Below are 24,683 nucleotides of genomic sequence, written 5' to 3'. Positions count from 1 at the left end.
ACACGAGATGACCACGCCCTTGTACGCTGACCCCGCGGGGCGTTAGCTCAACTGGCAGAGCAACGGACTTTTAATCCGTGGGTTCTGGGTTCGATCCCCAGGCGCCCCACCATCCCGCCTGGTCAGGACGCTGGTCGGCGATCTTTGCGCCGGTCCCCATGGACTTTCGCGTCGGACTTCGTAGCCAGCGCCCGTTCACGCGGCCTCCCGGTCCACTGGCTCCCGTGGCGGATGTGGAGCGGGACGCGCGAGCTGCCACGCTCGGGTCCACGGCGGACGTTCGACGTCAGCGCGGATCTCAGGTGGAACAAGCCGGTCGCCAGGCCACGGCAGCATGAGCGATCATCATGACGCGCTCTGTTGACCGGGAGGTGCTGATGAGGCTGTTGCTGAGCTCCTGGTTCCTGACCGCCGAACGCCGTCCACCGGCCCTGCCCAGCACCCTTCGCAGCGGGAAAGCGGGCGTCGTCTTGAACGCGCTCGACGGGGCCGGTAGCTCACGTGCTCGCGTTCACGCCCGTGAGGCACGCACGTTCGAGAGCTTCGGTTATTCCTGCGAAGAACTCGATCTCCGTGATTACTCCGCTGCTGGGGAAGACCTTTCCCGGCGCCTGGCCGACCTCGATCTCATCTGGGCTGCGGGCGGCAATGCGTTCGTCCTGGCCCGCGCCATGACCCGTGTCGGGTTCCGCGACGCCCTCCTGGTGCAGTTGCCTCGGCCGGAGTTCGTCTACGGCGGCTACTCGGCGGGAGCGTGCGTGGCCGGACCGGACCTCCGGGGCATCGACCTCATCGACGACCCGACCACCCTGCCGGCGGGCTATCCGCCGGGCACCGCACCGGAGTGCCTCCGCCTGGTGCCCCATCGGATCGTTCCGCACTGGCGCTCTGCGCACGCCGAGGCGGAAGGCGCGGAGCGGGCCGCCGCGCACCTGGCCGACCGCGGGCTGCTGCACAGATGCCTGCGGGACGGGGAGGTGGTGAACGTCGACGCCACCACCGGGTCGGTCACCTGACCGCCTGGTGGTAGTTCTGGCCGAACGTCCTCATCGGCCTGAAGAAACCGCGGCACCTGGCACCGTCCCGGAAAAGGTCCCGATCGCGCGCTCCTCCGGCCGAAGGGTCTCCGCGAAGGCATGCGCGATGTCCGGTCATGCTCCGCTGGTCAGCGCGGGCCAGATGTCCACCGACCACTTGTCTCGTACGAGCGGCGCATCTTCTTCGGCGAGCGCCGCATGGGTGGCCCGGGCGCCGACGCATCCCCGGAAAGGTGGGGTGAAAGGATCTTCCGGAGCCGAATTGACCGTAGCGGGTGCGAGCTGGTTCGCGCTGATGACGAACGCGCCGCGGATGCTCCCCCGTTCTTCGTCGTCACGGGCCGGCTCGGATTCGAGGAATCGAATTCGGATCAGTGCCAGCTCGTCGTCGTGGCACTCCGAGTGAAATCCGATACCGGTCTCGGTGAACGCCACACCGGGCTGCGCATGCCAGGGCATTAGGTGTGGCGGATCGCTTGCGGAGTCCATCGGCCCATTGCCGAAGCAGAAGGCGCCGAATTCAACTGCGACCAGCCGTTCGTGCTCGGCGATGAGACGCGGGGACATGGCGCAGAGGCACCTGGCTGTTTCGCTCAGGGCAAGAGCGTGATGTCGGGGAGGAGATCGAACGTGCCACGTGTGCACGGATCCTGAACGGACTCCGAGTCGGCCAGGGGCGTCGTTATGCTGCGGGGATGGAGCAGCGGGTGAGTCTGGTCACGCTCGGGGTGGACGATCTGGCGCGGGCGAAGGCGTTCTACGAGCGGCTCGGGTGGCGCGGGCAGGAGCTCAGCGAAACCGTGTTCTTCCAGACCGGCGGCAGCGCGTTCGTGCTGTGGGGCCGGGAGGCGCTCGCGCGCGACTGCGGGCTGCCGGTGGGGAACGGGTTCGGCGGCGTCTGCCTCGCGCACAACGCCCGGTCCGCGGCCGAGGTCGACGAGATCGTCGCGGCTGCCGAGGCGGCCGGTGCGGTGGTGACCAGGCGTCCTGCGGAGACGTTCTACGGCGGCTACGCGGGCGTGTTCACCGACCCGGACGGGCACCCGTGGGAGATCGCGCACAACCCGGGTTTCCCGCTCGCCGCCGACGGTTCCCTCATCATCCCGGACCTCAGCGCCCCGTAGCCGAGTGCCGGTCCGGTCGTCGCCGTCGCTCCCGTTGCCAGGTCGGCGTCGGCCGTCGCCCACTCCGTTCGGGGTCCGGCGGTCGTCGTTCCCGCGGCCGGTGGCCGTGCCCGCTGAGCGATCGGGGCCGGGGGGCGCCGGATCAGCGGCGGTCGAGGAGGGCTTCGGCCGCTGCTCGCGCGTGGTGGGCCGGGGCCGGGGTGCCGGTGATCGCGGCGGTGGTGATGGCGCCTTCGACGAGGACGTTGAGCTGTTCGGCCAGCGCGCCGGCCCGCGCCTCGCCGGCGTCGGTGTCGGCGTCGGTGTCGGCGTCGGTGAGGAGCGTGGCGAGGTACCGCTGCACCTCGGTCTTGTGCTCGCGGACGACGGCGGCGACGGCGGGGCTGGTGGCGCCGAGCTCGCCGAAGGAGTTCAGGAACGCGCAGCCGTGGAAACCCGCTTCGGAGAACCACTCGTGCAGCCAGTCGAAGACGGCGAGCACCTGTTCGGCGCCTCGGGCGCGGGTGGTGACGGAGCGGGCGAGGGAGTCGCGCCACCGCCCGTCGCGGCGCCGCAGGTAGCCGACGACGAGCTGTTCCTTCGAGGGGAAGCACTGGTAGAGCCGTTTGAGCGAGACGCCGGAGGCGGCGCGGATCTCGTCCATGCCGACGGCCTGCACGCCGCGCGCGTAGAACAGCTCCTCGGCGGCGTCGAGCAGCCGGGTGGTGGCGGTGCGCTGGTCCATCGGTCTGCTCCCTGGCGTGGAGAACGTGCGTTCTCTAGATTAGCAGCGCGGAGAACGCACGTTCTCCAGCGTGCGAGAGGAGAGCACCATGACCGGACGTCCCCCGTACCCGCCGTTCGGCGCGGACACCGCGGCGCAGAAGGTGCAGGCCGCCGAGGACGCGTGGAACACCACCGACCCGGAGGCGGTCGCGCTCGCCTACACCGAGGACTCGGTGTGGCGGAACCGGGACCGGTTCGTCACCGGCCGGGCGGAGATCGTCGAGTTCCTGCGGGAGAAGTGGCGCCGCGAGCTGGACTACGCGCTGCGCAAGGAGTTGTGGGCCTTCACCGCGGACCGCATCGCGGTGCGGTTCCAGTACGAGTGCCGGGACGCGGACGGCCGCTGGTGGCGCTCGTACGGCAACGAGCTGTGGGAGTTCGCGCCGGACGGCCTGATGCGCCGCCGCGAGGCCAGCATCAACGATCTGGCGATCGACGAATCGGAGCGGCGGATCTTCGGCCCGCGCCCGGCCGAGCAGCGCGGGGTGCCGTTCCCGCTGCGGTGACCGCGGTCGTCGTCATCCGCGCGCGATGACGGCTCGGACGAGCGGCTCCGGGTCGTCCGCTCCTCGCGCCGTGCGGCCCAGGTCGAGCAGGTCGCCGGGCAGCGCGGTGATCCGCCCGGTCGCCCCCGGAGGCTCATCCTCGGATCACCCCGCGGTGAGCATCCATGACCGCGGCGGGCCGGTGGTCCGAGGCTCGCGGCGTCCGCATTCCGTACATGTACAGTGGTTCGTACATGTACGGGAGTCGGTCGCCGGACCGGTGCGCACGGGAGGTGCGACGTGACGCCCCAGACCGCTCGCCAGCGGGTCCGCGGTGAACTGCGGCAGGAGATCCTCGCCGCCGCCGAGCAGCTCATCCGGGACGAGGGCTTCCCCGGGCTCACCATGCGCAAGCTCGCCGGGCGCCTCGGTTGCGCGCCCATGTCGCTGTACTCGTACTTCGCGGACAAGCAGGCGATCCTGCGCGCGCTGGCCACCCAGGGCTTCGAACGCGTCGCCACCGACCTCGCAGGCACCGGCGGGCAGGGCGGCGTCGACGGGCTCCGCGAGCTGATGCTCGCGTTCGTGCGCTACGCGCAGGACGACCCGGTGCACTACCGGGCGCTGTTCATGAGCGGCAGCCCGGCGGACAAGGCGGACTGCCCGGACGAGGTGAACCCGGCCTACCGGCTCGTCGCCGAGCGCGTCGCGGGCTGCCTCGAACAGGGCGTGCTCGCCGGGGACGCCACCGCGATCAGCACCGTGCTGTGGACGACCGCGCACGGCGCCGCCTCGGTGCTCGTCACGTTCGGGCACCGGCCCGCCGACTCGCCGGACGCCTACGCGGCCGCCGTGGTCGACAACGCGCTCGCCGGGTTGCGGGCCCGTCCCGCCACCCGGCTCTGAACCACCCGCTCCCGCAGGAGATGCCGATGACCACCGCCCAGGAACTCGTCCCGATCCCGCAGCCCAAGCCGAAGCCGCTCGTGGGCAACCTGCTCGAACTCGACGGCGGCAAGGGCGTGCTGCGCTTCGTGGAGATGGCCGCCGAGCACGGCCCGATCTTCCGGCTCCAGCTGCCCGGCCGGAGCCTGATCATCGTGCAGTCCCAGGAGCTCGTCGACGAGCTGTGCGACGAGGAGCGGTTCGACAAGTCCCTCGGCTCCGCCCTGGTCAACGTCCGCGACTTCGCGGGCGACGGGCTGTTCACCGCGTGGACCGAGGAACCGAACTGGCAGGCCGCGCACCGCATCCTGATGCCCGCGTTCGGCCCCGCCGCGCTGCGCACCATGTTCGACGGCATGGCCGACATCGCCGAGCAGCTGCTGCTCAAGTGGGAACGCCAGGGCCCGGAGCACCGCGTCGACATCGCCGACGACACGACCCGGCTCACCCTCGACACGATCGCGCTGTGCTCGTTCAGCCACCGCTTCAACAGCTTCTACGCGGAGCGGCTGAACCCGTTCGTCGAATCGATGGTGCGCGGGCTCGTCGAAGCCGGGGCGCGCCCGCGGCGGCTGCCCGGCCAGGAACTGCTGATGCGCGGCACCCGCAAGCAGTACGCGGCGGACGTCGAGCTGATGCACCAGGTCGCCGACCAGCTCATCGCCGACCGCAGGCGCAACCCGCTGCCGGCCGGGGAGAGCGACATCCTCGACACGATGCTCACCGCGGCCGACCCGAAGACCGGGCGGCGGCTGCCGGACGAGAACGTGCGCCACCAGCTGGTCACCTTCCTCATCGCCGGGCACGAGACCACCAGCGGACTGCTCACCTTCACGCTGCACGAACTGCTGCGGCACCCCGAGGTGCTGGCGACCGCGCGGTCCGAAGTGGACCGGGTGCTGGGCGACGAGGCGCCGCGGTTCGAGCACCTGAGCGGGCTCGGCTACCTCGACCAGGTCCTCAAGGAATCGCTCCGGCTGTGGCCGACCGCGCCCGCGTTCGGGGTGTCGCCGCGCGCCGACGGGACCGTGCTCGGTGGCCGCTACGAGGTGAACCGGGACGACGAGCTGCTCGTCGTGGTGCCCGGGCTGCACCGGGACCCGGCGGTGTGGGGCGCGGACGCGGAGACCTTCGACCCGGACCGGTTCACCTTCGAACGAGCCGAGGCGCTGCCGCCGAACGCGTGGAAGCCGTTCGGCAACGGGCAGCGCTCCTGCATCGGCCGCGGCTTCGCGCTGCAGGAGGCGACGCTGTTCCTGGCGATGCTGCTGCAGCGCTTCGACATCACCGCCGCCGACCCCGACTACCAGCTCAAGATCAAGCAGACGCTGACGATCAAGCCGGAGGGCCTGTTCATGCACGTCCACCGGCGGGACCGGCGGATCGTGCACGGCGGCGCCCCCGCCGAGCGGTCCGCGCCCGAGGTGGCGCAGGCCGAACCGAACGGCGTGCCCGTGCGGGTGTTCTACGGCTCCAACTCGGGCACCGCGCAGGCCTTCGCGCAGCGCATCGCGAACGACGCCACCGCCCGCGGCTGCACCGGCGAACTCGCCGAGCTCGACGCCGCGGCGGGCGACCTCGGGCCGGACGGCGTCGCCGTCGTCGTCACCGCCTCCTACGAGGGGCAGCCGCCGGACAACGCGCGCGAGTTCGTGCGCTGGCTGCGGGAGCAGCCCGACGGCTCGCTGGACGGGGTGCGGTACGCGGTGTTCGGCTGCGGCAACACCGATTGGGCGCGCACCTACCAGGCCGTGCCTGCCGAAGTGGACGAGCAGCTGGCCCGGGCCGGTGCGAAGCGCCTGCTGCCGCGCGGCCGGGCCGACGCGCGCGGCGACTTCTTCGGCGACTTCGACGACTGGTACGCCGGGTTCTGGGAGCCGGTCGCCGCCGAGTTCGAGCTCGGCGACGCGACACCGGCCACCGGCCCGCGGCTCACCGCGGAGCACGTCGGGGCCGTGCGCGACCACATCGTGCGGGCCAACGACCTGCAGTGGGGGACGGTCGTGGCGAACCGGCCGCTCAGCTCCCCGGACGTCGGCGCCAAGCACCACGTGGAGATCGCCCTGCCCGAGGGCGTCCGGTACCGCGCCGGGGACTACCTGGCGGTGCTGCCGGTGAATCCGCCGGCCGTGGTGGCGCGGGCGCTCAGCCGCTTCGAGCTGGCCCACGACGACCAGGTGGTGCTGCGCGGGGAGGGCACCTCCCTGCCCACCGGTGCGCACGTCGCCGCCGGGGAACTGCTCGGCAGCTACGTCGAACTCGGCAGGCCCGCCACCCGCAGGCAGCTCGACGAACTGGCCGGGGCGACGGTGTGCCCGCCCGACGCGCAGGCGCTGCGCGCGCTGGCCGCCGACCCGGAGGTGCACGCCGAGCAGGTGCTGCGCCCCGGGGTCACCGTGCTGGAACTGCTGGAGCGCTACCCCGCCTGCCGCCTTGACTTCGGCGCGTTCCTGGCGCTGCTGAGCCCGTTGACGCCGCGGCAGTACTCCATCTCCAGCTCGCCCCGGTGGAACCCGGAACACGCCACGCTGACCGTCGCCGTGCTCAACGAACCCGCGCGGTCCGGCGCGGGCACCTACGAGGGCGCCGCCTCGAACCACCTCGCGCAGGCGCTGCCCGGGTCGAAGGTCGCCGTCACCGTGCGCCCGTCGAACGTGGCGTTCCACCCGCCGGAGCTGGACGTGCCGCTGGTGCTGGTGTGCGCGGGCAGCGGCATCGCCCCCTTCCGCGGCTTCCTGCAGGACCGGGCGCTGGCCGCGGCCGAGCAGGGCGTGCGGCCCGCGCCTGCGCTGCTGTTCTTCGGTTGCCACGGCCCCGAGTCCGACCAGCTGTACCGGGACGAGCTGGCCGAGTGGGTGGCGGCCGGAGTGGTCGACGTGCGGCCCGCGTACTCGGCGGAACCCGACGGCGGCGTCCGCTACGTGCAGGACCGGCTGTGGGCCGACCGGGCCGAGGTCGCCGAGCTGGTCGAACGGGGCGCGACCGTGTTCGTGTGCGGCGACGGGCAGCGGATGGCGCCCGCGGTGCACCGCACCTGCGCCCGGATCTACGCGGAGGTCACCGGTGCGGACGAGGAGCAGGCCGCGGAGTGGATGACCGCGATGGAGCGGGACCGGGCGCGCTACGTCGCCGACGTCTTCAGCTGAGCGGCGCGCGGAAGCGGCGCGGGGTGCGTTGCCCGAGCCGACCCCGATGCGACTCGGGCAACGCCTGCCACCGCGACCCCGTCCTGGCGGTGGCGCATTTCGAGGTGTGCCGCGGGACGCTTCCGCACGCCCCTTCGCCCCCTCGACGATGCGGTGCGCGGAAGGAGGTCACCCTTGCCCTGATCGGTCTCTTTCCGAGGTGATTCGAGCACCCGCGGTCCCTGATGATGACACTGCCGCGTGATGGCCGAAAAGAACACGCACGAATGCGGGTTCAGTTGGAATAATCGGCGATTTCTCGGAGCTTGGGGGGATTCGTCACGATGATGCGCCGGTAGCGCCGTTCGATGACTCCGCGCTCGGCGAGGTCGCGCAGCGCTTTCTGCACCGTCCGCAACCTCACTCCCGCCAGCGTGGCCAGTTCGTCGTGGGTCAGCGGCGGCCCGATGCGCCAGCCGCCCTCGGGGTCCTGCTCGCCGTAGGTGTCGACCGCCTCCACCAGCAGCCGCGGCACCCGCTGCGTCGCCGACAGGTTCGCGTTGTCGATCCGGCGGCGGTTCGCCCAGCGCAGCCGAGCGTTGACCATGAGCACCATCGCGACCGCCGCGTCCGAGTGCTCGTGCAGGAACCGGCGGAAGTCCGCCGACTTGATCAGCCGGGTGCGGGTGTGCGAACCCGCGATGACCGTCGCCGACCTCGTGCGCTGCTCCAACGCGGCCATCTCCCCGACCAGGTCACCGCCGAAGCGGATGCCCAGCAGCGTCGTGCCGCCGACCTCGGACAGCGCCAGCACCTTCGCCGAACCGCTGAGCAGCAGCACCACGTGCGTGCTGTCGTCGCCCTGCCGCAGGATCTTCTGCTCCGCCTCGAAGATCACTTCCGAGCCGAGGGAGAGCAGGGCCTGCCTGGTTTCGCGGCGCAGCCGGGCGAGCAGGCTGAACTCCGTCCATCGCGCCTGTGGTGGATCAGTGATGACCGCTCCTCCCAACGGGGCGCGAGGTGCGATGACCTTTTCGGCCGAACCCGGGTTCGGCCGACCCGCGGTGCATCGACGGGCGCCGGTCCCCGTTCATTCTGGAACCGGTGAACGGGGGCGGTCACCGCTGACCGGGTGACCGGTTCCGCGGTGGCCGAAAACCCCGTTGCCCCGCGCAGGTTCTCGATTCAGCCGGGATCCTCACCAATCCGGTCGCCGAATTGGGCGGATACGCGCGACACTCACCCGTTCGCACCAATGGCAGTTCCTTTTTTGGAATATGCATTCGGATTGTTCGGGCGGCGGCCCCGGTGGACCGGGGCCGCCCGCCGGAATCAGACGAGCGTGCCGGAATGCGCGAGGGCGAATTCCCGCAACGACCGGGGCGCCCGCCCGGTGAGCTCCGCGACCGCGCCGCTCACCAGGTCCTCCTCCCCGTTCCGGATGCCCCGGTCCACCGCGGCCAGGGCCGTCGCGAACGGCTCCGGCATCCCGGCCGCGCGGAACACCTCGCGACGCTCGGACGTGCGCACCGGGCGGTGCCGGACCGGGCGGCCGGTGACCTCGGCGAGCACCTCGGCGACCTCCCCGTAGGACAGCGCCTCCGGGCCGGTCAGCAGGTGCTCGCCGGACACCGCGGGATCGGTGAGCGCCCGGGCCGCCACCGCGGCGATGTCCGCGGCGTCGATCCAGCCGAGCTTGCCGTCCCCGGCCGCGCTGACCAGCTCGCCGCGCTCCCGCAGCCCCACCGCCAGCGGGTGGTCGCCGAGCAGGTTCTGCATGAAACCCGACGGCCGCAGCACCACCGGCTCCGGCATCGACCGCACCGCCGCCACCAGCTCGGCCACGCCCGGCGCGTCCGGCAGCACGATCAGCGAACCCAGCAGCACCACCCTCCGCACCCCGGCGGCGCGCGCCGCGGCGAAGAACGGAGCCGCGAACCGCATCGGCTCCAGCTCGGCCGGCGGCGGCACCAGGTAGACCGCCCGTACCCCGTCCAGCGCGGGCGCGAACGTGCTCGGCTCGGCCCAGTCGAAGCGCACCTGGCCGGGGCCGGGGTTCCGGGAGGCGACGGTCGCGTCCGGCAGCAGCCGGGACAGCGGGCGGCCGGTGGTGCCGGTCCCGCCGATCAGCAGCGCGCTCACTCCGCCCCCTCCAGCGCCGCGACCAGCGCGGGCAGCTCACCGGCGGCCTTCGCCGCCAGCACCGGGCTCCAGTAGTCCCGGTAGTGGGTGATCAGCCCGTCCACCACGGTCAGCACCGCGATGTAGGGCATGACGTACGGCTCGCCGGTGCGCACCGTGCGGCCGTGCGCGGTGAACTCGGCGATCACCGTCCGCGGATCCGCCGTCTCGTGCAGCTCGAAGGCGGGGAACCCGGTGATGTCCACGCGGTCCGGGTAGTCCGCCAGGTACTCGCGCATCCCCTCCCGCCCGTCGACGCGGGCGGGGGTGCCGCACGCGCACGGGGCCTCGAAGACCACGTCCGGCGCGAGCAGGTCGATCGCGCCCGCCATGTCCTCGGCGAGCAGCAGTGCGATGAACCGGTCGATCACGTCGGCCGGTGAGTTCGGCACGGGCACGGGCCCTCCTTCGTCGGTGGTCGCCGTCCACGTTCGGCCGCTCGGCGCCTCGCGGGCACGTCCGGCCGAACCCCGGACCGCCGGTCCGTGGATGCGGGTCGCGGGCCGTGCCAGGCTGGCGCCGTGGGCAAACGAGACTTGGGCGCGTTCCTGCGCAGCCGCCGCGAGTCGCGTGCGCCCGCCGCGGCCGGGGTGGTCGCCGGGCCGCGGCGGCGCACTCCGGGTTTGCGGCGCGAGGAGGTCGCGGCGCTGGCCGGGGTGTCGGCGAACTACTACGAGCGGCTGGAGCAGGCTCGCGGCCCGTACCCGTCGCCGCAGGTGCTGGACGCGTTGGCGGCCGCGCTGGGGCTTTCCGCCGCCGAGCGGGACCACCTCGGGCGGCTCGCCGAGCATGCCCCGGCTAGTCCCGAACCGGCCGCGGAGGTGCCCGCCGAGGTGCGCCGGCTGCTGGACCGGCTCGGCCCGGTCCCCGCCTACGTGCTCAACGCGCGGCACGACGTGCTCGCCTGGAACCCGGCCGCGGCCGCGCTGCTGGTGGACTTCGCGGCGCTGCCCCCGGCGGAGCGCAACGTCCTCCGGTTGTCGATGGAGGGCGGTCCGCTGCGGTGCGAGCCGTCCGGGGACGGGTTCACCCGGCACGTCGCCTCCGAGCTGCGGCAGGCCGTCGCCCGGTACCCGGGGGACCGGCGGCTGGCCGAGCTGGTGCGGGAGTTCGCCGCGCACGACCCGGAGTTCGCCGCGCACTGGCGGGAACAGGAGCTGGGCACCGCCGCCGCGGTGCCGAAGCGGATCCGGCATCCGCGGCTGGGTCTGCTGGACCTGGAGCTGCAGGAGCTGCGGGTGCCCGGGCACGACCACCGGGTGGTGCTGCTGACCGCGGAACCCGGTTCGGCGTCGGCGGCGAAGCTGGAGTCGCTTGCGTCCGGGCCCCGGCTGCGGGCGGTGCGGTAGCGGCGGCGGAGCCGGCGTCCAGGAGCGAGCAGCGGGCCCGGCATCGACGACGGCCCCGTGCGCGGACCCGCCGGGCGCTCCACCCGTGCCCACGGAACCGGTCACGGCCCGCGCGCAGGCCGCGGCTGGTCGGGGTCCCGTGCGCGCGACGACCTCCGCCCCGTGCGCACCCGCTCCGGCCGCTGAGCACGATGGCCGGGACGGCGACCCGCCCCGCGCACGCGACGCAGCGCCGATCGCAGAGCACGGCTAACCGCCCCGCGCACGCGCGTGCGCGCGCGGACCACACTGCCCCGCCCTCGGCGGCCCGACCGGTCACCCGCGGAACGGCCGCGACCCCGTCGCGCCGTCACCACATCGGCACCCTCGTGGGTGATCATGGAAGCGGTGCGCCGGACCCGGCGCGGGCGAGCGGGGAGGCGCGATGGCGGAGATCGACACCGGCACGACCGGGAGCGCCGGTCTCGACGGCCCGGCACCCGCGCCTCGGGCGGACCTGGTGGCCCGGGTGCTCACCGAGGTGTGCTCCCCGGCGGTGATCGTCCTGCTGCTGCCGGTCGCGGTGGCCTGGCGGGCGACGCACGCGCCCGGCCCGGCGCTGGGGTGGGGCGTGTTCGTGGCGTTGACCAGCAGCGTGCTGCCGATGGCCGGGATCATCGCCGGGTCCCGGGCCGGGTGGTGGGACGGGCACCACGTGCGCGACCGCGAGGGGCGGCTGATCCCGTTCGTGCTGCTGATCTCGTTGAGCTCGCTGGGGCTGGGCGTGCTGGTGCTGGCCGGGGCGCCGCGGCTGGTGGTGGCGCTGGACGTGGCGATGCTGGCCGCGCTGCTGGCGATCGGCCTGATCACGGTGTGGTGGAAGGTGTCGGTGCACACGGCGGTCGCGGCGGGGGCGGTGGCGATGCTCGCGGTGGTGTACTCGGCCTGGTGGTTGCTGCTGTGGGGGCTGGCGGCGGCCGTCGGCTGGTCCCGGGTGCGCTTGGGCGACCACACCCCGGCGCAGGTGGTGGTGGGCGCCGTCGTCGGCGTGCTGGCCGGGGCCGCCGGCTACCTGCCGACGGCCTGACCGGCACCCGTTCGGATCGGCGGTCCTACGGGCGCCGAACGGGGACCTCGGCGTGCACCACCTCGCCGAGGACGGGTTCCGCGGCGCCCCCGGTGGCCTCGGCGAGCCAGTGCCGGAAGTCCTCCACGTCGTCTGCGGGCACCTCCACCACGAACCGCACCCGGTCCGAGTAGTCCACATCGGACACCGAGAATCCGTGCGAGCGCAGGTCGTTCTCCAGCTTGCCCGCCACCAGGTAGTCCACCGTGGTGGACACCAGCCGCATCGGCCGCAGCTCCGCCAGCCCCACCTGCTCCAGCGCGGCCGACACCGCGCCGCCGTACGCCCGCACCAGCCCGCCCGCGCCGAGCAGCGTGCCGCCGAAGTACCGCGTCACGACCGCGACCACCCGGGTGAGCTCGTTGTGCCGCAGCACTTCCAGCATCGGCACCCCGGCCGTGCCCGCGGGTTCGCCGTCGTCGTTGGAGCGCTGGGTGCGGCCGTCCGCGTCCAGCACGTACGCGGAGCAGTGGTGCCGGGCGTCGTGGTGCAGCTTGCGGCGCAGCGCGACGAACTCCCGCGCCTGCTCCTCGGAGTCGGCGCGGGACAGCGCGCACAGGAACCGGGACCGCTTGATCTCCAGCTCGAACTCCCCTGATCGCCGGATTGTGCGCACCCGCGCCCCTTCCCGTTCGCAACGCTTCTACCTGCGGTTATCGTGACGTCAGTCACTGAACAAGATCGTTCTGCCCGTGCCGGGCGCCTTTCCGGGGGTCGATACCGCAGGTCACGGTGTTCAGCCGCACGTCACTCGGACGCGGTTTTCCGTTCCGCGGCCACGGCACGTAACGTCGACCCCCATGGAGCAGTCATCGAGTCCGCTGGAGCCTGGCACCCGGGTGCGTGCCTCGTTCGGCCGGTTCCGCGATCAGGTCGGCACGGTGGTGGAGACCGCCTCGGGGCTTCCCGAGGTCTTCGACGGCCCAGTGCTGTGGGTCCGGTTCGACGGGAACGAGGAGCCCGGCCTGGTCGCGGGCCGCTTCCTCGAAGCCGCCGCCTGATCCCGCGCCGCGCGGGCGCCGCCGGTGGCGGAACCGGCGTCCCGCCACCGACCGACCCGGGGAACTCAGCCCCACACCTCCTGGGCGGTGCGCACGACCAGGCTCAGCTTGGCGACCTGCTCGTCGTGGCCGAGGGCGTTGCCCTCCTGGGTGGAGGCGAAACCGCACTGCGGTGACAGGCACAGCTGGTCCAGGTCGATGTACCGGGACGCCTCGTCGATGCGCCGCTTCAGGTCGTCGGCGGATTCCAGCTCACCGCTCTTGGTCGTGACCAGCCCCAGCACCACGTGCTTGCCCTTCGGCACGAAGCGCAGCGGTTCGAAGCCGCCGGAGCGCTCGTCGTCGAACTCCAGGAAGAAACCGTCCACGTCGAGCTCGTTGAACAGCGCCTCGGCGACGAAGTCGTAGCCGCCCTCCGCCACCCAGGACGACCGGTAGTTGCCGCGGCACAGGTGGGTGGTCACCGACATCGACTCGGGGCGGGAGCCGATCGACGCGTTGATCATCTCGATGGTGCGTTCGTGCTCGTGCTCGGCGTCCTCGCCCCGCTCCCGCAGCTTCGCGCGCTGCCGCGGGTCGTTCAGGTAGGCGAGGCTGGTGTCGTCGAGCTGCAGGTAGTGGCAGCCGAGCCCGGCCAGCGCGTGCACCTCGGCGCGGTAGGCGGCGGCCAGGTCGGCGCGGAACTCGGCGAGGTCCGGGTACACCTCCGGGTCGATCGAGGCCCGGCCCGCGCGGTACTGCACCATGCCCGGCGACGGGATGGTGAGCTTCGGCGTCGCGGTGCGGGTGCGGTCGGCCAGCGAGGTGAACGCGTCCTCGAAGATCGTGTGCTCCAGCCCGACCTTCTCGCCGATCCGCATCTCCGGGGTGGCGAACTCGACGTCCCCGTCGGCGTTGTGGAACTTGACCGTCAGCTCCGAGTCGTCGACCCGGTCGATGCCGCGCAGCTGGTACAGGAAGTCCATGTGCCAGGAGCCGCGGCGGAACTCGCCGTCGGTGGCGCTGGAGAGGCCGATCTCCTCCTGCATGGCGACCACGTCGGTGATGGCCTCGTCTTCGACGCGCCGGAGCTCGTCGGAGCCGATGCGGCCGGCCGCGAACTCGTCGCGGGCCGCGAGCAGGTGGGGCGGGCGGAGCAGGCTGCCGACGTGGTCGGCGCGGAACGGTGGTGCGACGCGAGGACTCATGCTCCCGCAACCTACTTCCCCCGCGGACGGGGTGGCGGGGCCCGCCTGCCGCCCAGTGGATTAACCTCTCGCATTACTCCGTTCGAGAGATGTTCATCACTGTATGTGAGGACCGACAACTCGGATTTGTAGGACTGTTGGCTAAAATCGGCGAGCCAGCCAGCTTCGCAGGACGGATGGATACGATGCGCGTTCTCGTCATCGGAGCCGGGATCGGTGGCCTCGCCGTGGCCAAGGGTCTCATCGACGGCGGTCACGACGTCGCGGTCTTCGAGCACGCCGACGCGCTGCGCGACGGCGGCGCCGCGGTCACGGTGTGGAGCAACGGCACGGCCGCGCTGGGCCAGCTCGGCGTCACCCTGGAGGACGTGGGCCGCCAGCTGCACAGCCTGAAGTCCATCACCGACTCGGGGCGGCTGCTCTGGGAGGCGGACTTGGCCGACGTCACGGAGCGTCTCGGCTCGCCCACCATCGAAACCCCGCGCCGGCTGCTCACCGGCAAGATCGCCGCGGCGCTGCCCGAGCACGTGCTGCACTTCGGGCGGCGCTGCATCGCCGTCACCGAGACCGCCGACCGCGTCGTCGTCGACTTCGACGACGGCGCCAGCGCCGAGGGCGACCTGGTGATCGGCGCCGACGGCCAGCGCTCCGTGGTGCGCCGCGAACTGCTCGGCGGCGGGCCCGCGCGGCACACCGGCTGGGCCAGCTGGCAGGGCCTCACCCGCAGCGACGTGCCGGTGGCGCACGGGCACCAGACGGTCAACATCGCCGGCCGCGACGCGCACTGCGGCCTCATCCCCGCCGGGGGCGGCCTGCTGCACTGGTGGTTCGACCTGCCGTGGCGCCAGGGCGACGAGGCGCTGTCGCTGCGCGACCTGCGCCGGATGTTCACCGGCTGGCCCGATCCGGTGGGGCCGCTGCTCGCCGAGGTCGGACCGGACGACCTCGGCTTCTTCCCGCACATCCGGCACGTCGTCCCGCGGGTGTGGGGCGGTCCGCGCAGCACCCTGCTCGGCGACGCCGTGCACGCGATGCCGCCCGCCGTGGCGCAGGCGGCGAACCAGACCCTCGAGGACGCCTGGCTGCTGTCGCACCGGCTCGCGGACGTGGCGGGGGAACCCGGGCCCGCGCTGCGCGCCTACGAGCAGGAGCGGCGCTCCCGGGTGCTGAAGGTGTCGCGCACCGCCGCGTTCACCTCGGCGCAGCGCAGCACCCCGCTGCAGCGCGTCGGCCGGTTGCCGAAGTGGATCGCCACCCGCAGCCAGGTCGCGTCCCTGCGCTCCGGCAGCACCGTCCTGCGCCCCGTCCCGGCCTGACCAGCCTCCTCGGCTGCTGCCGGGGGTCGCGGAACCCCGGCGGACGGGCACGACGCGTCCCGGACGTGCGAAAGCCCGCCCGGCGCGTGGCCGAGCGGGCTTCCGGATGCGGGATCAGGCGCCGAAGGCGTCCGGGTCCGGGCCGACGCGGGTACCGGTGTCCAGGCCCGCGATGACCGCCAGGTCGTCGTCGGCGAGCTCGAAGTCGAACACCTGGATGTTCTCCCGGATGCGCGACGGCGTCGCCGACTTCGGGATCACCACGTTGCCCAGCTGCACGTGCCAGCGGAGCACGATCTGCGCCGGGCTCTTGCCGTACTTCTCGGCCAGCGAACCCAGCGTCGGGTCGTCCAGCAGGCCCTTGCCCTGGCCGATCGGGCTCCACGCCTCGGTGAGGATGCCGTGCTCGCGGTGGAACGCGCGCAGGTCGCCCTGCTGCAGGTTCGGGTGCAGCTCGATCTGGTTCAGCGCGGGCACCACGTCGGTCTCCTCGAACAGGCGACGCAGGTGCGGGATCTGGAAGTTCGACACGCCGATGGACTTGGCGCGGCCCTCGCCGTGCAGCTTCTCGAACGCCCGCCACGTGTCGACGTACTTGTCCTGCCCGGCTGCGGGCCAGTGGATCAGGTACAGGTCGACGTAGTCCAGGCCGAGCTTGGTGAGGCTGTCGTCGAACGCCTTCAGCGTGCTGTCGTAGCCCTGCTGGTCGTTCCCCAGCTTGGTGGTGACGAACAGGTCCTCGCGCCGCACACCCGAGTCGGCGATGGCCTTGCCGACGCCTTCCTCGTTGCCGTAGGCGGCCGCGGTGTCGATGCTGCGGTACCCGGCCTCGATCGCGGTGGCCACCGGTTCGATCACTTCGTCCGGCGGCACCTGGAAGACGCCGAACCCGAGCTGCGGGATCTCCGCGCCGGTGTTGAGCGTGAGGTTCGGAACCTGGGTCATCTACTCGTTCCTCCGAAAGGTCGAACGTTGCCAGGAGCGACCCGCGACCTCGCGGATCACCCACTCGGCGCAACCCGCTGCTCCGGTCGCGGATTCCCGGCCCAGGGCGTCCTCCATCACAGCACGCGCCGGGGCGGGAAGCCATCCGTCGACCAGCGGGTTCCGCCCGGCGCGGCACATCCGCCGCATCCGCCCCCGCGGTTCCGGGACCGGACCCGGACGTGCGAAGGGACCGGTCACCGGGTGGGTGACCGGCCCCTTCGGTGCCGTCAGCGGACCGGGGCCTCCGCGGCCTGCTCGACCTCGGCCCGGTGCGAGGCCACGACCTCGCCGGAGCGGGGCGCGCGGTCCAGCCAGCCGGACAGCAGCGCGAAGCCGAGCCCGACCAGCGCCAGGATCGCGCCGACCCAGCTGGGCGCGGTGAGCCCGAAGCCGCCCGCGATGACCAGCCCGCCCAGGTAGGCGCCGAGCGAGTTGGCGATGTTGAACGTGGACTGGATGCTCGCCGACCCCAGCGCCGGGGCCTCCTTGGCCTTGTCCAGGATTCGCGCCTGGATGCTGGGGATGGCGGCGAACCCGGCCAGCCCGACCGCGAACACGTTGATCGCGGTGAGCACCATGCTGTGCGAGGTCACCAGGAACGTCGTCAGCGTCACCGCCAGCAGCGCCAGGAAGACGTACAGCGTCTTCATCGGCGCCCGGTCGGCGAGCCGCCCGCCGATGATGGTGCCCGCGGTCATGCCCACGCCGAACAGCGCCAGCAGCGCGGTCGCCATCGTGGGGCTGAAGCCGGTCACGTCGGTGAGCAGCGGCTTGATGTAGCTGTAGAAGGAGAACGTGGCGGCGAAGCCGAACACGACCACCGCGAACGCCAGCCACACCTGCGGCCGCTTGAAGGCGACGAGCTCGCCGCGCAGGCTCACGTCGGTCGGCTTCGGCTGCTGCGGGACGAGCAGCGCCACGGCGATCAGCGCGATCACGCCGATGACGGCGACGACGCCGAAGGTGAACCGCCACCCGAGCGCCTGCCCGAGCAGGGTGCCCAGCGGCACGCCGACGATGTTGGCGACGGTGAGGCCGATGAACATCATCGAGATGGCCTGGGCCCGCTTGTCCCGAGCGACGAGTCCGGCGGCGACGACGGCGCCGACCCCGAAGAAGGTGCCGTGCGGCAGGCCGGCGATGAACCGGGCCGCCAGCAGCGTGCCGTGGGTGGGGGCGAACGCGGAGGCCAGGTTCCCGACGACGAACAGGGCCATCATGCTGATCAGCATCGTCTTGCGCCGCACCCGCATGCCGCCCGCGGTGAGCAGTGGCGCGCCGACGACGACGCCCAGGGCGTACAGCGAGATGTAGCCGCTGGCGTCGGGCAGCGACACGTGCAGGTTCGAGGCCACTTCTGGCAGCAGCCCCATCATCACGAACTCGGTGGTTCCAATGCCGAAAGCTGCGATGGCCAGGGCCAACAGGGCAATGGGCAAGGAGGTCTCCTGAATCGAAAGTTCCGGACCGGGTCAGCGCCCCGAACTCGCCTCCCGGGGACGTCGAGGGTCCCCGCTGTTCAGGCGGTCGTCGGTGTTCGGAGCTCTTTCTCAGGAAGACCGGCTGTCGCTGGCGGCTCCCCGGACGCGTTCAACACTAGGCCCCGGGGACGGTGTTCCCGGGGGGACTATGAAGCGGACCACTGCCGCGCGGGCCGGTTTCCACTCGTTCGGTTCAGCGTGAACGCGCCACGGGGAAGATCGTCGCCAGTGGCGGCGCCGTTACGCGGTTGAAACGATTTGTGCGAGGTCAGCCGAGTGCACCGCGCCGGTTGTGCAGTGTGCCCAACGGTTCATTCGTCCTTCGAGGACAGTTCGCGCGGCGCTTCGCCGACGTACGCCTCGGTTTCCAGCCGGTCCAGCATGTGCGGGTAGTGCAGCTCGAACGCGGGCCGGGGCGAGCGGATGCGCGGGAGCTCGGCGAAGTTGTGCCGCGGTGGCGGGCAGGACGTCGCCCACTCCAGCGAGTTGCCGTGCCCCCACGGGTCGTCCACGTTCGCCACCGTCCCGTACCGGGAGCTCTTGAACACGTTCCACAGGAACGGCAGCATCGAGGCGCCCAGGATGAACGCCCCCACCGTCGAGGCCACGTTCATCCCGGTGAACCCGTCGCTCGGCAGGTAGTCGGCGTAGCGCCGCGGCATGCCCGCCCCGCCCAGCCAGTGCTGCACCAGGAACGTGGTGTGGAAGCCGAGGAACGTCAGCCAGAAGTGCAGCTTGCCGAGGCGCTCGTCCATCATCCGGCCGGTCATCTTCGGGAACCAGAAGTACATCCCGCCGAACACCGCGAACACGATGGTGCCGAACAGCACGTAGTGGAAGTGCGCCACCACGAAGTACGTGTCGTGCACGTGGAAGTCCAGCGGCGGCGCCGCCAGCAGCACCCCGGTGAGCCCGCCGAGCAGGAACGTCGCCAGGAACCCGAGCGCGAACAGCATCGGCGTCTCGAAGGTCAGCTGGCCCTTCCACATCGTTCCGATCCAGTTGAAGAACTTCACCCCGGTCGGTACCGCGATCAAGAACGTGGTGAACGAGAAGAACGGCAGCAGCACCGACCCGGTGGCGAACATGTGGTGCGCCCACACCACCACCGACAGCACCCCGATGAGCAGCGTCGCGAACACCAGCCCGATGTAGCCGAACAGGGGTTTGCGGCTGAACACCGGGAAGATCTCGGTGACGATGCCGAAGAACGGCAGCGCCACGATGTAGACCTCCGGGTGCCCGAAGAACCAGAACAGGTGCTGGTAGGCGATGGCCCCGCCGGTGGCCGGGTCGAACACGTGCGCCCCGAAGTGCCGGTCCGCCAGCAGCCCGAACAGCGCCGCGGTCAGCACCGGGAACGCCATCAGGATCAGCACGCTGGTGACCAGGATGTTCCAGGTGAACATCGGCATCCGCCACATCGTCATGCCGGGCGCCCGCATGCACACCGTCGTCGTGATCATGTTGACCCCGCCGAGGATGGTGCCCAGCCCGCTGACCAGCAGACCCGTGATCCACAGGTCGCCGCCGAGACCCGCGCTGTAGGTGGACCGGGACAGCGGCGCGTACGCGGTCCAGCCGAAGTCCGCGGCGCCGCCCGGCAGCAGCAGGCCGCTGAGGACCATCAGGCCGCCGAACAGGAACAGCCAGTAGGAGAAGGCGTTGAGCCGCGGGAACGCCACGTCCGGCGCGCCGATCTGCAGCGGCAGGATGATGTTCGAGAAGCCGAAGACGATCGGCGTCGCGAACAGCAGCAGCATGATCGTGCCGTGCATGGTGAACAGCTGGTTGTACTGCTCCTGGGAGAGGAACTGCAGCCCGGGCTGGGCCAGTTCGCCGCGGATGAGCAGCGCCATCGCGCCGCCGATGATGAAGAATCCGAACGCGGTGGCCAGGTAGAGCTTGCCGATGGCCTTCGGGTCGGTGGTGCGCGCCCAGCTCACGAACTTCGGGGACTTCCCGGAGCCGGGGGTGCTGGACGGGCGCGTCGGGATCGGCGACGGCCGTGCGCGCAAGGTGGCCATGCCTGTGTCCTCCGGGTCGCCGCGGCCGCTGTTCGGGCCGGGCGGCCCGGGCACCGGAACTCGCCCGGCGCGGCCTCGGCGTTCAGTGTTGGCGCGGCTCGCGGGCCCTGCAATCCGGTGCACTCCTCCGGACGGATGACGGTGGGCCCTGGCGGGTGACGGCGTCCCCGCGCGCTGGGCGGGAGGTGGCGGTCAGCTCAACGCGGCGATGGCCATCCGGTGCAGCAGTTCCGCCATGTCGGTGCGGTCGAGGTGGGTGCTGTACGGCGTGGAGTTGATCAGTCCGAGCACCGCGTGCACCGAGGCCCGCGCGGTCGCCCGGTCGAGTTCCGGCCGGGTCCGCAGCAGCACGTCCACCCACACCTCGACGTAGCCGCGCTGCGCCTCGCGCACCCGGTGCCGCTCCGCGGTGGCGAGGCTGTCCAGGTCCCGCAGGTGCACGGTGATCAGCGCGGGGTTGGTGAGGGCGAACTCGACGTGCCTGCGCACCAGCTCGTCCAGGGCCAGCCGCGGGTCCGCGGTGGCGTCCGCGCGGCTGCGCCCGGCGTCGAGCAGCCGGTCGCTGATGCCGGTGAGCATTTCGGCGAGCATCGCGTCCTTGCCGCGGAAGTGCCGGTACAGCGCGGGTCCGGAGATGCCGACGGCCCGCCCGATGTCGTCCATGCCGACGCCGTGGAAGCCGTAGCGGGCGAACAGCTCGGCCGCCGCGTCGAGGAGCTGCGCGCGGCGGTTCGGGCGTTCGGTGGCCGGTCCGGTCATCGGAGCAGATACTAGACGCCGAAGTTAGCCGCCGTTAACATCGCCAGTGGTTAACGATGACTAACTCGCGGTCGACGCAGTCCGGAGCAGGAGGAACGCCGGTGGATGCACCCGTCCTGACCAGCGCGCTCGACGTCGCGGCCGACCGGCCCGCGCGGTTCGCCGCCGAGCACGCCGCGCTCGTCGCCGACCTCGACGCCCGGCTCGCCGAAGCACGCCTCGGCGGTCCGGAGAAGTCCCGGCGCAGGCACGTCGAACGCGGCAAGCTGCTGCCCAGGGACCGGGTGGACGCGCTGCTCGACCGCGGATCCCCCTTCCTGGAGCTCTCGCCGCTGGCCGCCCACGAGCTCTACGACGGCGACGCCCCCTCGGCCGGGATCATCACCGGCATCGGCCGCGTCGCCGGCCGCGAATGCGTGATCGTCGCCAACGACGCCACCGTCAAGGGCGGCACGTACTACCCGATGACGGTGAAGAAGCACCTGCGCGCCCAGGAGGTCGCGCTGCACAACAACCTGCCGTGCCTGTACCTGGTGGACTCCGGCGGTGCGTTCCTGCCCAGGCAGGACGAGGTGTTCCCGGACCGCGAGCACTTCGGCCGGATCTTCTACAACCAGGCCACCATGTCCGCCCGCGGCATCCCGCAGATCGCGGCCGTGCTCGGTTCCTGCACCGCGGGCGGCGCCTACGTCCCCGCGATGAGCGACGAAGCGGTGATCGTGCGCGAGCAGGGCACCATCTTCCTCGGCGGCCCGCCGCTGGTGAAGGCCGCGACCGGCGCCGAGGTCACCGCGGAGGAGCTCGGCGGCGGCGACCTGCACTCCCGCACCTCCGGGGTCACCGACCACCTCGCCGAGGACGACGCGGACGCGCTGCGCATCGTGCGCTCCATCGTCGGCACCCTCGGCCCGTGCAGCCCGCGGCCCTGGGACGTGCGGCCCGTCGAGGAACCGCTGGTGTCGCCCGACGACCTCTACGCGGCCGTGCCCACCGACAGCCGCACCCCCTACGACGTGCACGAGGTCATCGCCCGGATCGTCGACGGCAGCCGGTTCCAGGAGTTCAAGCGGGACTACGGCACGACGCTGGTCACCGGGTTCGCCCGGCTGCACGGGCACCCGGTGGGGATCGTGGCGAACAACGGCATCCTGTTCGGCGAGTCCGCGCTCAAGGGCGCGCACTTCGTGCAGCTGTGCGACAAGCGCTCGATCCCGCTGGTGTTCCTGCAGAACATCTCCGGGTTCATGGTCGGCCAGGAGTACGAGGCGAGCGGCATCGCCAAGCACGGCGCGAAGATGGTCACCGCCGTCGCCTGCGCGCGCGTGCCCAAGTTCACCGTGGTCATCGGCGGCTCGTTCGGCGCGGGCAACTACTCGATGTGCGGGCGGGCGTACTCGCCGCGGTTCCTGTGGATGTGGCCGAACGCGCGGATCTCGGTGATGGGCGGGGAGCAGGCCGCCTCGGTGCTGGCCACCGTGCGCCGCGACCAGTTCGACGCGCGCGGCGAGGACTGGCCGGCCGAGGCCGAGGACGAGTTCAAGCAGCCGATCCGGGACCAGTACGAGGCGCAGGGACACCCGTACTACTCGACGGCCCGGTTGTGGGACGACGGCGTGATCGACCCGAAGCAGACCAGGTCCGTGCTGGGCCTGGCGCTGTCGGCGGCGGCGAACGCGCCGCTGGAGCCGGTCGGCTACGGCGTCTTCCGGATGTGACGGCCGCTCCGGGCTCGGTGGCGGTTCCGCAGCGGTGAACAGGACGAGGTGAGCGTGGTGGTCGAGGTCGGCGCGGAGGTGGCCGCAGGAGCGGTCGGACCCCGGATCGACGCGGTGCTGGTGGCGAACCGGGGGGAGATCGCGGTGCGGGTGATCCGCACCCTGCGCGAGCTGGGCATCCGGTCGATCGCGGTGCACAGCGACGCCGACCGGGACGCCCGGCACGTCGCCGAAGCCGACACTTCCGTCCACATCGGACCGAGCAGTGCGGCGGAGAGCTACCTGTCGGTGCCGCGCGTCGTCGAAGCCGCGCTGCGCACCGGCGCGCAGGCCGTGCACCCCGGCTACGGGTTCCTGTCCGAGAACGCCGAGTTCGCCCGCGCCTGCGCCGACGCCGGGCTCGCCTTCATCGGCCCGCCCGCCGCCGCGATCGAGGCGATGGGTGACAAGATCCGTGCCAAGGCCACCGTCACCGCCGCCGGCGTGCCCGTCGTCCCCGGCCGCAGCGAACCCGGCATGACCGACGAGGACCTGATCGCCGCCGCCCGCGACGTCGGCTACCCGGTGCTGCTCAAACCGTCCGCGGGCGGCGGCGGCAAGGGCATGCGCCGCGTCGAGGACCCCGCCGGCCTGCCCGCGCAGATCGCCGCCGCCCGCCGCGAATCCGGCGCCGCGTTCGGCGACGACACACTGTTCGTGGAGCGGTTCGTCGCCCGTCCCCGGCACATCGAGGTGCAGGTCCTCGCGGACGCGCACGGCGGCGTCGTGCACCTCGGCGAACGGGAGTGCAGCCTGCAGCGCAGGCACCAGAAGATCGTCGAAGAGGCCCCGTCGGCGCTGCTCGACGAGCCCACCCGGGACCGGATCGGGCAGGCCGCCGTCGCCGTGGCGCGGTCCGTCGGCTACGTGGGCGCCGGCACCGTCGAGTTCATCGTCTCCGCCGACCGGCCCGACGAGTTCTTCTTCATGGAGATGAACACGCGCCTCCAGGTCGAGCACCCCGTCACCGAACTCGTCACCGCCGTCGGCGAGCGCCGCGGCCTGGACCTCGTCGAGCTGCAGGTGCGGATCGCCGCCGGGGAACCGCTGCCGTTCGCCCAGCAGGACCTGCGCATCGACGGGCACGCGGTCGAGGCCCGCGTCTACGCCGAAGACCCGGCGCGCGGCTTCCTGCCCAGCGGCGGCAGGGTGCTGGCCGTGCACGAACCGGCCGGGGTCCGGGTCGACTCGGGCATCGCGGCGGGCGGCACCGTCGGCTCCGACTACGACCCGATGCTCGCCAAGGTGATCGCCTGGGGCCCGGCGCGCGCCGACGCGTTGCGCAGGCTCGACGCCGCGCTCGCCGAGACCGCGGTGCTCGGGGTGATCACCAACGTGGCGTTCCTGCGGGCGCTGCTGGCCCGGCCCGAGGTGCTGGCCGGGGAACTCGACACCGGGCTCATCGAGCGGAACCTGGCCGAGCTCACCACCGACCCGGTGCCGCCCGAGGTGCCGGTGGCCGCCGCGCTCGCCGGCCTCGCCGCCGCCGAACCGGACCCGAGCACTGCGGACCCGTGGGACGTGCCCGGCGGCTGGCGGCTCGGCGAACCGGCGTGGAGCACCTGGCGCTTCGCCGACGCCGAGGTGCGGTTGCGCGGCCGGGCCTCCGACGCGGAAGTGCTGCTCGACGGCGAACCGAGCCGGGCGAGCGCGTTCCTGCACGGCGACCTGCTCACCGTCACCCACCGCTCCCGCACCCGCCGGTACCGCTGGGCGCGGGACGGCGACACCACCTGGCTCGCCGCGGACGGGCGCACCTGGGCCGTCACCGAGCACCGGCTGCTGGCCGAACGCGCGGAACGCGGCGGCGGCTCCGGCGGCACCGTCACCAGCCCGATGCCGGGCACGGTGCTCGCCGCCGAGGTCACCGCGGGCCAAGAGGTCCGCAGAGGACAGACGTTGTTCGTGGTGGAGGCGATGAAGATGGAGCACACCGTCGTCGCCCCGCTGGACGGGACCGTCACCGAGGTCACCGCCCGCCCCGGCCAGCCGGTCGCGCTCGACCAGCCGCTCGCCGTGCTCGCCGCCCGTCCCGCCGAACCCGAGGAGAGCTGA

22 protein-coding genes and 1 tRNA gene are annotated in these 24,683 nt (G+C 72.3%); 12 read left to right on the top strand and 11 right to left on the bottom strand.

All coding sequences use genetic code 11. From position 1 onward, the window contains the following. Positions 1–36 precede the first annotated feature (36 nt). Positions 37–112, top strand: a tRNA-Lys gene (locus H1226_RS26820). 265 nt (positions 113–377) lie between these two features. Beyond that, positions 378–1,016, top strand: coding sequence for a peptidase E (locus tag H1226_RS26815; protein ID WP_258344011.1), 639 nt, complete (start codon positions 378–380; stop codon positions 1,014–1,016). A gap of 135 nt (positions 1,017–1,151) precedes the next feature. Here the strand turns inward: H1226_RS26815 and H1226_RS26810 are convergent, their stop codons facing one another. Next, on the bottom strand, positions 1,152–1,604 hold the full coding sequence (locus tag H1226_RS26810; protein WP_258344010.1) for a hypothetical protein: 453 nt from the start codon (positions 1,602–1,604) through the stop codon (positions 1,152–1,154). A gap of 128 nt (positions 1,605–1,732) precedes the next feature. On the opposite strand from H1226_RS26810, the gene H1226_RS26805 reads away from it, so the two are divergent. Further along, on the top strand, positions 1,733–2,161 hold the full coding sequence (locus H1226_RS26805) for a VOC family protein (protein WP_258344008.1): 429 nt from the start codon (positions 1,733–1,735) through the stop codon (positions 2,159–2,161). Positions 2,162–2,303: 142 nt separating this feature from the next. On the opposite strand, the gene H1226_RS26800 is transcribed toward H1226_RS26805, so the two are convergent. Then, positions 2,304–2,885, bottom strand: coding sequence for a TetR/AcrR family transcriptional regulator (locus H1226_RS26800; RefSeq protein ID WP_258344006.1), 582 nt, complete (start codon positions 2,883–2,885; stop codon positions 2,304–2,306). 88 nt (positions 2,886–2,973) lie between these two features. On the opposite strand from H1226_RS26800, the gene H1226_RS26795 reads away from it, so the two are divergent. The 3 genes from H1226_RS26795 to H1226_RS26785 all read left to right on the top strand — a co-directional run bounded on the left by H1226_RS26795 (position 2,974) and on the right by H1226_RS26785 (position 7,502). Beyond that, complete coding sequence (locus tag H1226_RS26795; protein WP_258344004.1) at positions 2,974–3,432, top strand: nuclear transport factor 2 family protein; 459 nt, start codon at positions 2,974–2,976, stop codon at positions 3,430–3,432. Between the two features lie 279 nt (positions 3,433–3,711). Beyond that, positions 3,712–4,317, top strand: coding sequence for a TetR/AcrR family transcriptional regulator (locus H1226_RS26790; RefSeq protein WP_258343999.1), 606 nt, complete (start codon positions 3,712–3,714; stop codon positions 4,315–4,317). Between the two features lie 26 nt (positions 4,318–4,343). Continuing rightward, complete coding sequence (locus tag H1226_RS26785; protein ID WP_258343992.1) at positions 4,344–7,502, top strand: bifunctional cytochrome P450/NADPH--P450 reductase; 3,159 nt, start codon at positions 4,344–4,346, stop codon at positions 7,500–7,502. Positions 7,503–7,776: 274 nt separating this feature from the next. On the opposite strand, the gene H1226_RS26780 is transcribed toward H1226_RS26785, so the two are convergent. The 3 genes from H1226_RS26780 to H1226_RS26770 form a co-directional block, all read right to left on the bottom strand. Beyond that, a complete protein-coding gene (locus tag H1226_RS26780) occupies positions 7,777–8,490 on the bottom strand; it encodes a Crp/Fnr family transcriptional regulator (protein ID WP_258343978.1) in 714 nt (237 codons plus the stop codon). Positions 8,491–8,813: 323 nt separating this feature from the next. After that, complete coding sequence (locus tag H1226_RS26775; RefSeq protein WP_258343976.1) at positions 8,814–9,623, bottom strand: Rossmann-fold NAD(P)-binding domain-containing protein; 810 nt, start codon at positions 9,621–9,623, stop codon at positions 8,814–8,816. Continuing rightward, on the bottom strand, positions 9,620–10,054 hold the full coding sequence (locus H1226_RS26770; protein WP_258343973.1) for a nuclear transport factor 2 family protein: 435 nt from the start codon (positions 10,052–10,054) through the stop codon (positions 9,620–9,622). The genes H1226_RS26775 and H1226_RS26770 overlap by 4 nt, the downstream gene beginning before the upstream one ends. 129 nt (positions 10,055–10,183) lie before the next feature. On the opposite strand from H1226_RS26770, the gene H1226_RS26765 reads away from it, so the two are divergent. Both H1226_RS26765 and H1226_RS26760 read left to right on the top strand, forming a co-directional pair. Continuing rightward, positions 10,184–11,011 carry a helix-turn-helix transcriptional regulator gene (locus H1226_RS26765; RefSeq protein ID WP_258343971.1) on the top strand — a complete coding sequence of 276 codons (828 nt, stop codon included), beginning with the start codon at positions 10,184–10,186 and terminating at the stop codon, positions 11,009–11,011. A gap of 424 nt (positions 11,012–11,435) precedes the next feature. Further along, positions 11,436–12,077 (top strand): phosphatase PAP2 family protein, encoded by a 642-nt coding sequence (locus H1226_RS26760; RefSeq protein WP_224958542.1) that lies wholly within the window; start codon positions 11,436–11,438, stop codon positions 12,075–12,077. Between the two features lie 25 nt (positions 12,078–12,102). Here H1226_RS26760 and H1226_RS26755 read toward each other — a convergent pair whose 3' ends face one another. Continuing rightward, a complete protein-coding gene (locus H1226_RS26755; RefSeq protein ID WP_258343969.1) occupies positions 12,103–12,732 on the bottom strand; it encodes a YigZ family protein in 630 nt (209 codons plus the stop codon). Between the two features lie 184 nt (positions 12,733–12,916). Here H1226_RS26755 and H1226_RS26750 point away from each other — a divergent pair, with 184 nt between their 5' ends. After that, positions 12,917–13,117, top strand: a complete 201-nt coding sequence (locus tag H1226_RS26750) for a hypothetical protein (protein ID WP_224958540.1) — start codon at positions 12,917–12,919, stop codon at positions 13,115–13,117. Between the two features lie 65 nt (positions 13,118–13,182). Here H1226_RS26750 and H1226_RS26745 read toward each other — a convergent pair whose 3' ends face one another. After that, entirely contained in the window at positions 13,183–14,304 is a 1,122-nt protein-coding gene (locus tag H1226_RS26745) for a 5-methyltetrahydropteroyltriglutamate--homocysteine S-methyltransferase (protein WP_224958539.1), read from the bottom strand. A 185-nt stretch (positions 14,305–14,489) separates the two neighbouring features. Between H1226_RS26745 and H1226_RS26740 the strand changes: the two genes are divergently transcribed. Further along, a complete protein-coding gene (locus H1226_RS26740) occupies positions 14,490–15,620 on the top strand; it encodes an FAD-dependent monooxygenase (RefSeq protein ID WP_258343966.1) in 1,131 nt (376 codons plus the stop codon). Positions 15,621–15,734: 114 nt separating this feature from the next. On the opposite strand, the gene H1226_RS26735 is transcribed toward H1226_RS26740, so the two are convergent. The 4 genes from H1226_RS26735 to H1226_RS26720 all read right to left on the bottom strand — a co-directional run bounded on the left by H1226_RS26735 (position 15,735) and on the right by H1226_RS26720 (position 20,874). Then, entirely contained in the window at positions 15,735–16,565 is an 831-nt protein-coding gene (locus tag H1226_RS26735) for an aldo/keto reductase (RefSeq protein ID WP_258343961.1), read from the bottom strand. A 269-nt stretch (positions 16,566–16,834) separates the two neighbouring features. Further along, a complete protein-coding gene (locus tag H1226_RS26730) occupies positions 16,835–18,046 on the bottom strand; it encodes an MFS transporter (RefSeq protein WP_224966630.1) in 1,212 nt (403 codons plus the stop codon). Positions 18,047–18,399: 353 nt separating this feature from the next. Then, positions 18,400–20,115, bottom strand: a complete 1,716-nt coding sequence (ctaD, locus tag H1226_RS26725; protein ID WP_258343959.1) for an aa3-type cytochrome oxidase subunit I — start codon at positions 20,113–20,115, stop codon at positions 18,400–18,402. A gap of 192 nt (positions 20,116–20,307) precedes the next feature. Continuing rightward, the gene (locus H1226_RS26720) at positions 20,308–20,874 is read right to left on the bottom strand and encodes an SACE_7040 family transcriptional regulator (RefSeq protein WP_224958533.1); all 567 of its coding nucleotides are present in this window, start codon (positions 20,872–20,874) and stop codon (positions 20,308–20,310) included. A 101-nt stretch (positions 20,875–20,975) separates the two neighbouring features. On the opposite strand from H1226_RS26720, the gene H1226_RS26715 reads away from it, so the two are divergent. Both H1226_RS26715 and H1226_RS26710 read left to right on the top strand, forming a co-directional pair. After that, the gene (locus H1226_RS26715; RefSeq protein ID WP_258343957.1) at positions 20,976–22,589 is read left to right on the top strand and encodes a carboxyl transferase domain-containing protein; all 1,614 of its coding nucleotides are present in this window, start codon (positions 20,976–20,978) and stop codon (positions 22,587–22,589) included. Positions 22,590–22,643: 54 nt separating this feature from the next. Beyond that, positions 22,644–24,683, top strand: coding sequence for an acetyl/propionyl/methylcrotonyl-CoA carboxylase subunit alpha (locus tag H1226_RS26710; RefSeq protein ID WP_258349508.1), 2,040 nt, complete (start codon positions 22,644–22,646; stop codon positions 24,681–24,683).

The sequence above is a fragment of the Saccharopolyspora gregorii genome (genome assembly GCF_024734405.1).
In the GTDB taxonomy this organism is placed as follows: Bacteria; Actinomycetota; Actinomycetes; order Mycobacteriales; family Pseudonocardiaceae; genus Saccharopolyspora_C; species Saccharopolyspora_C gregorii.
Note: the sequence above shows the minus strand (reverse complement) of the source record. Positions and strands in the feature narration are given on the sequence as shown.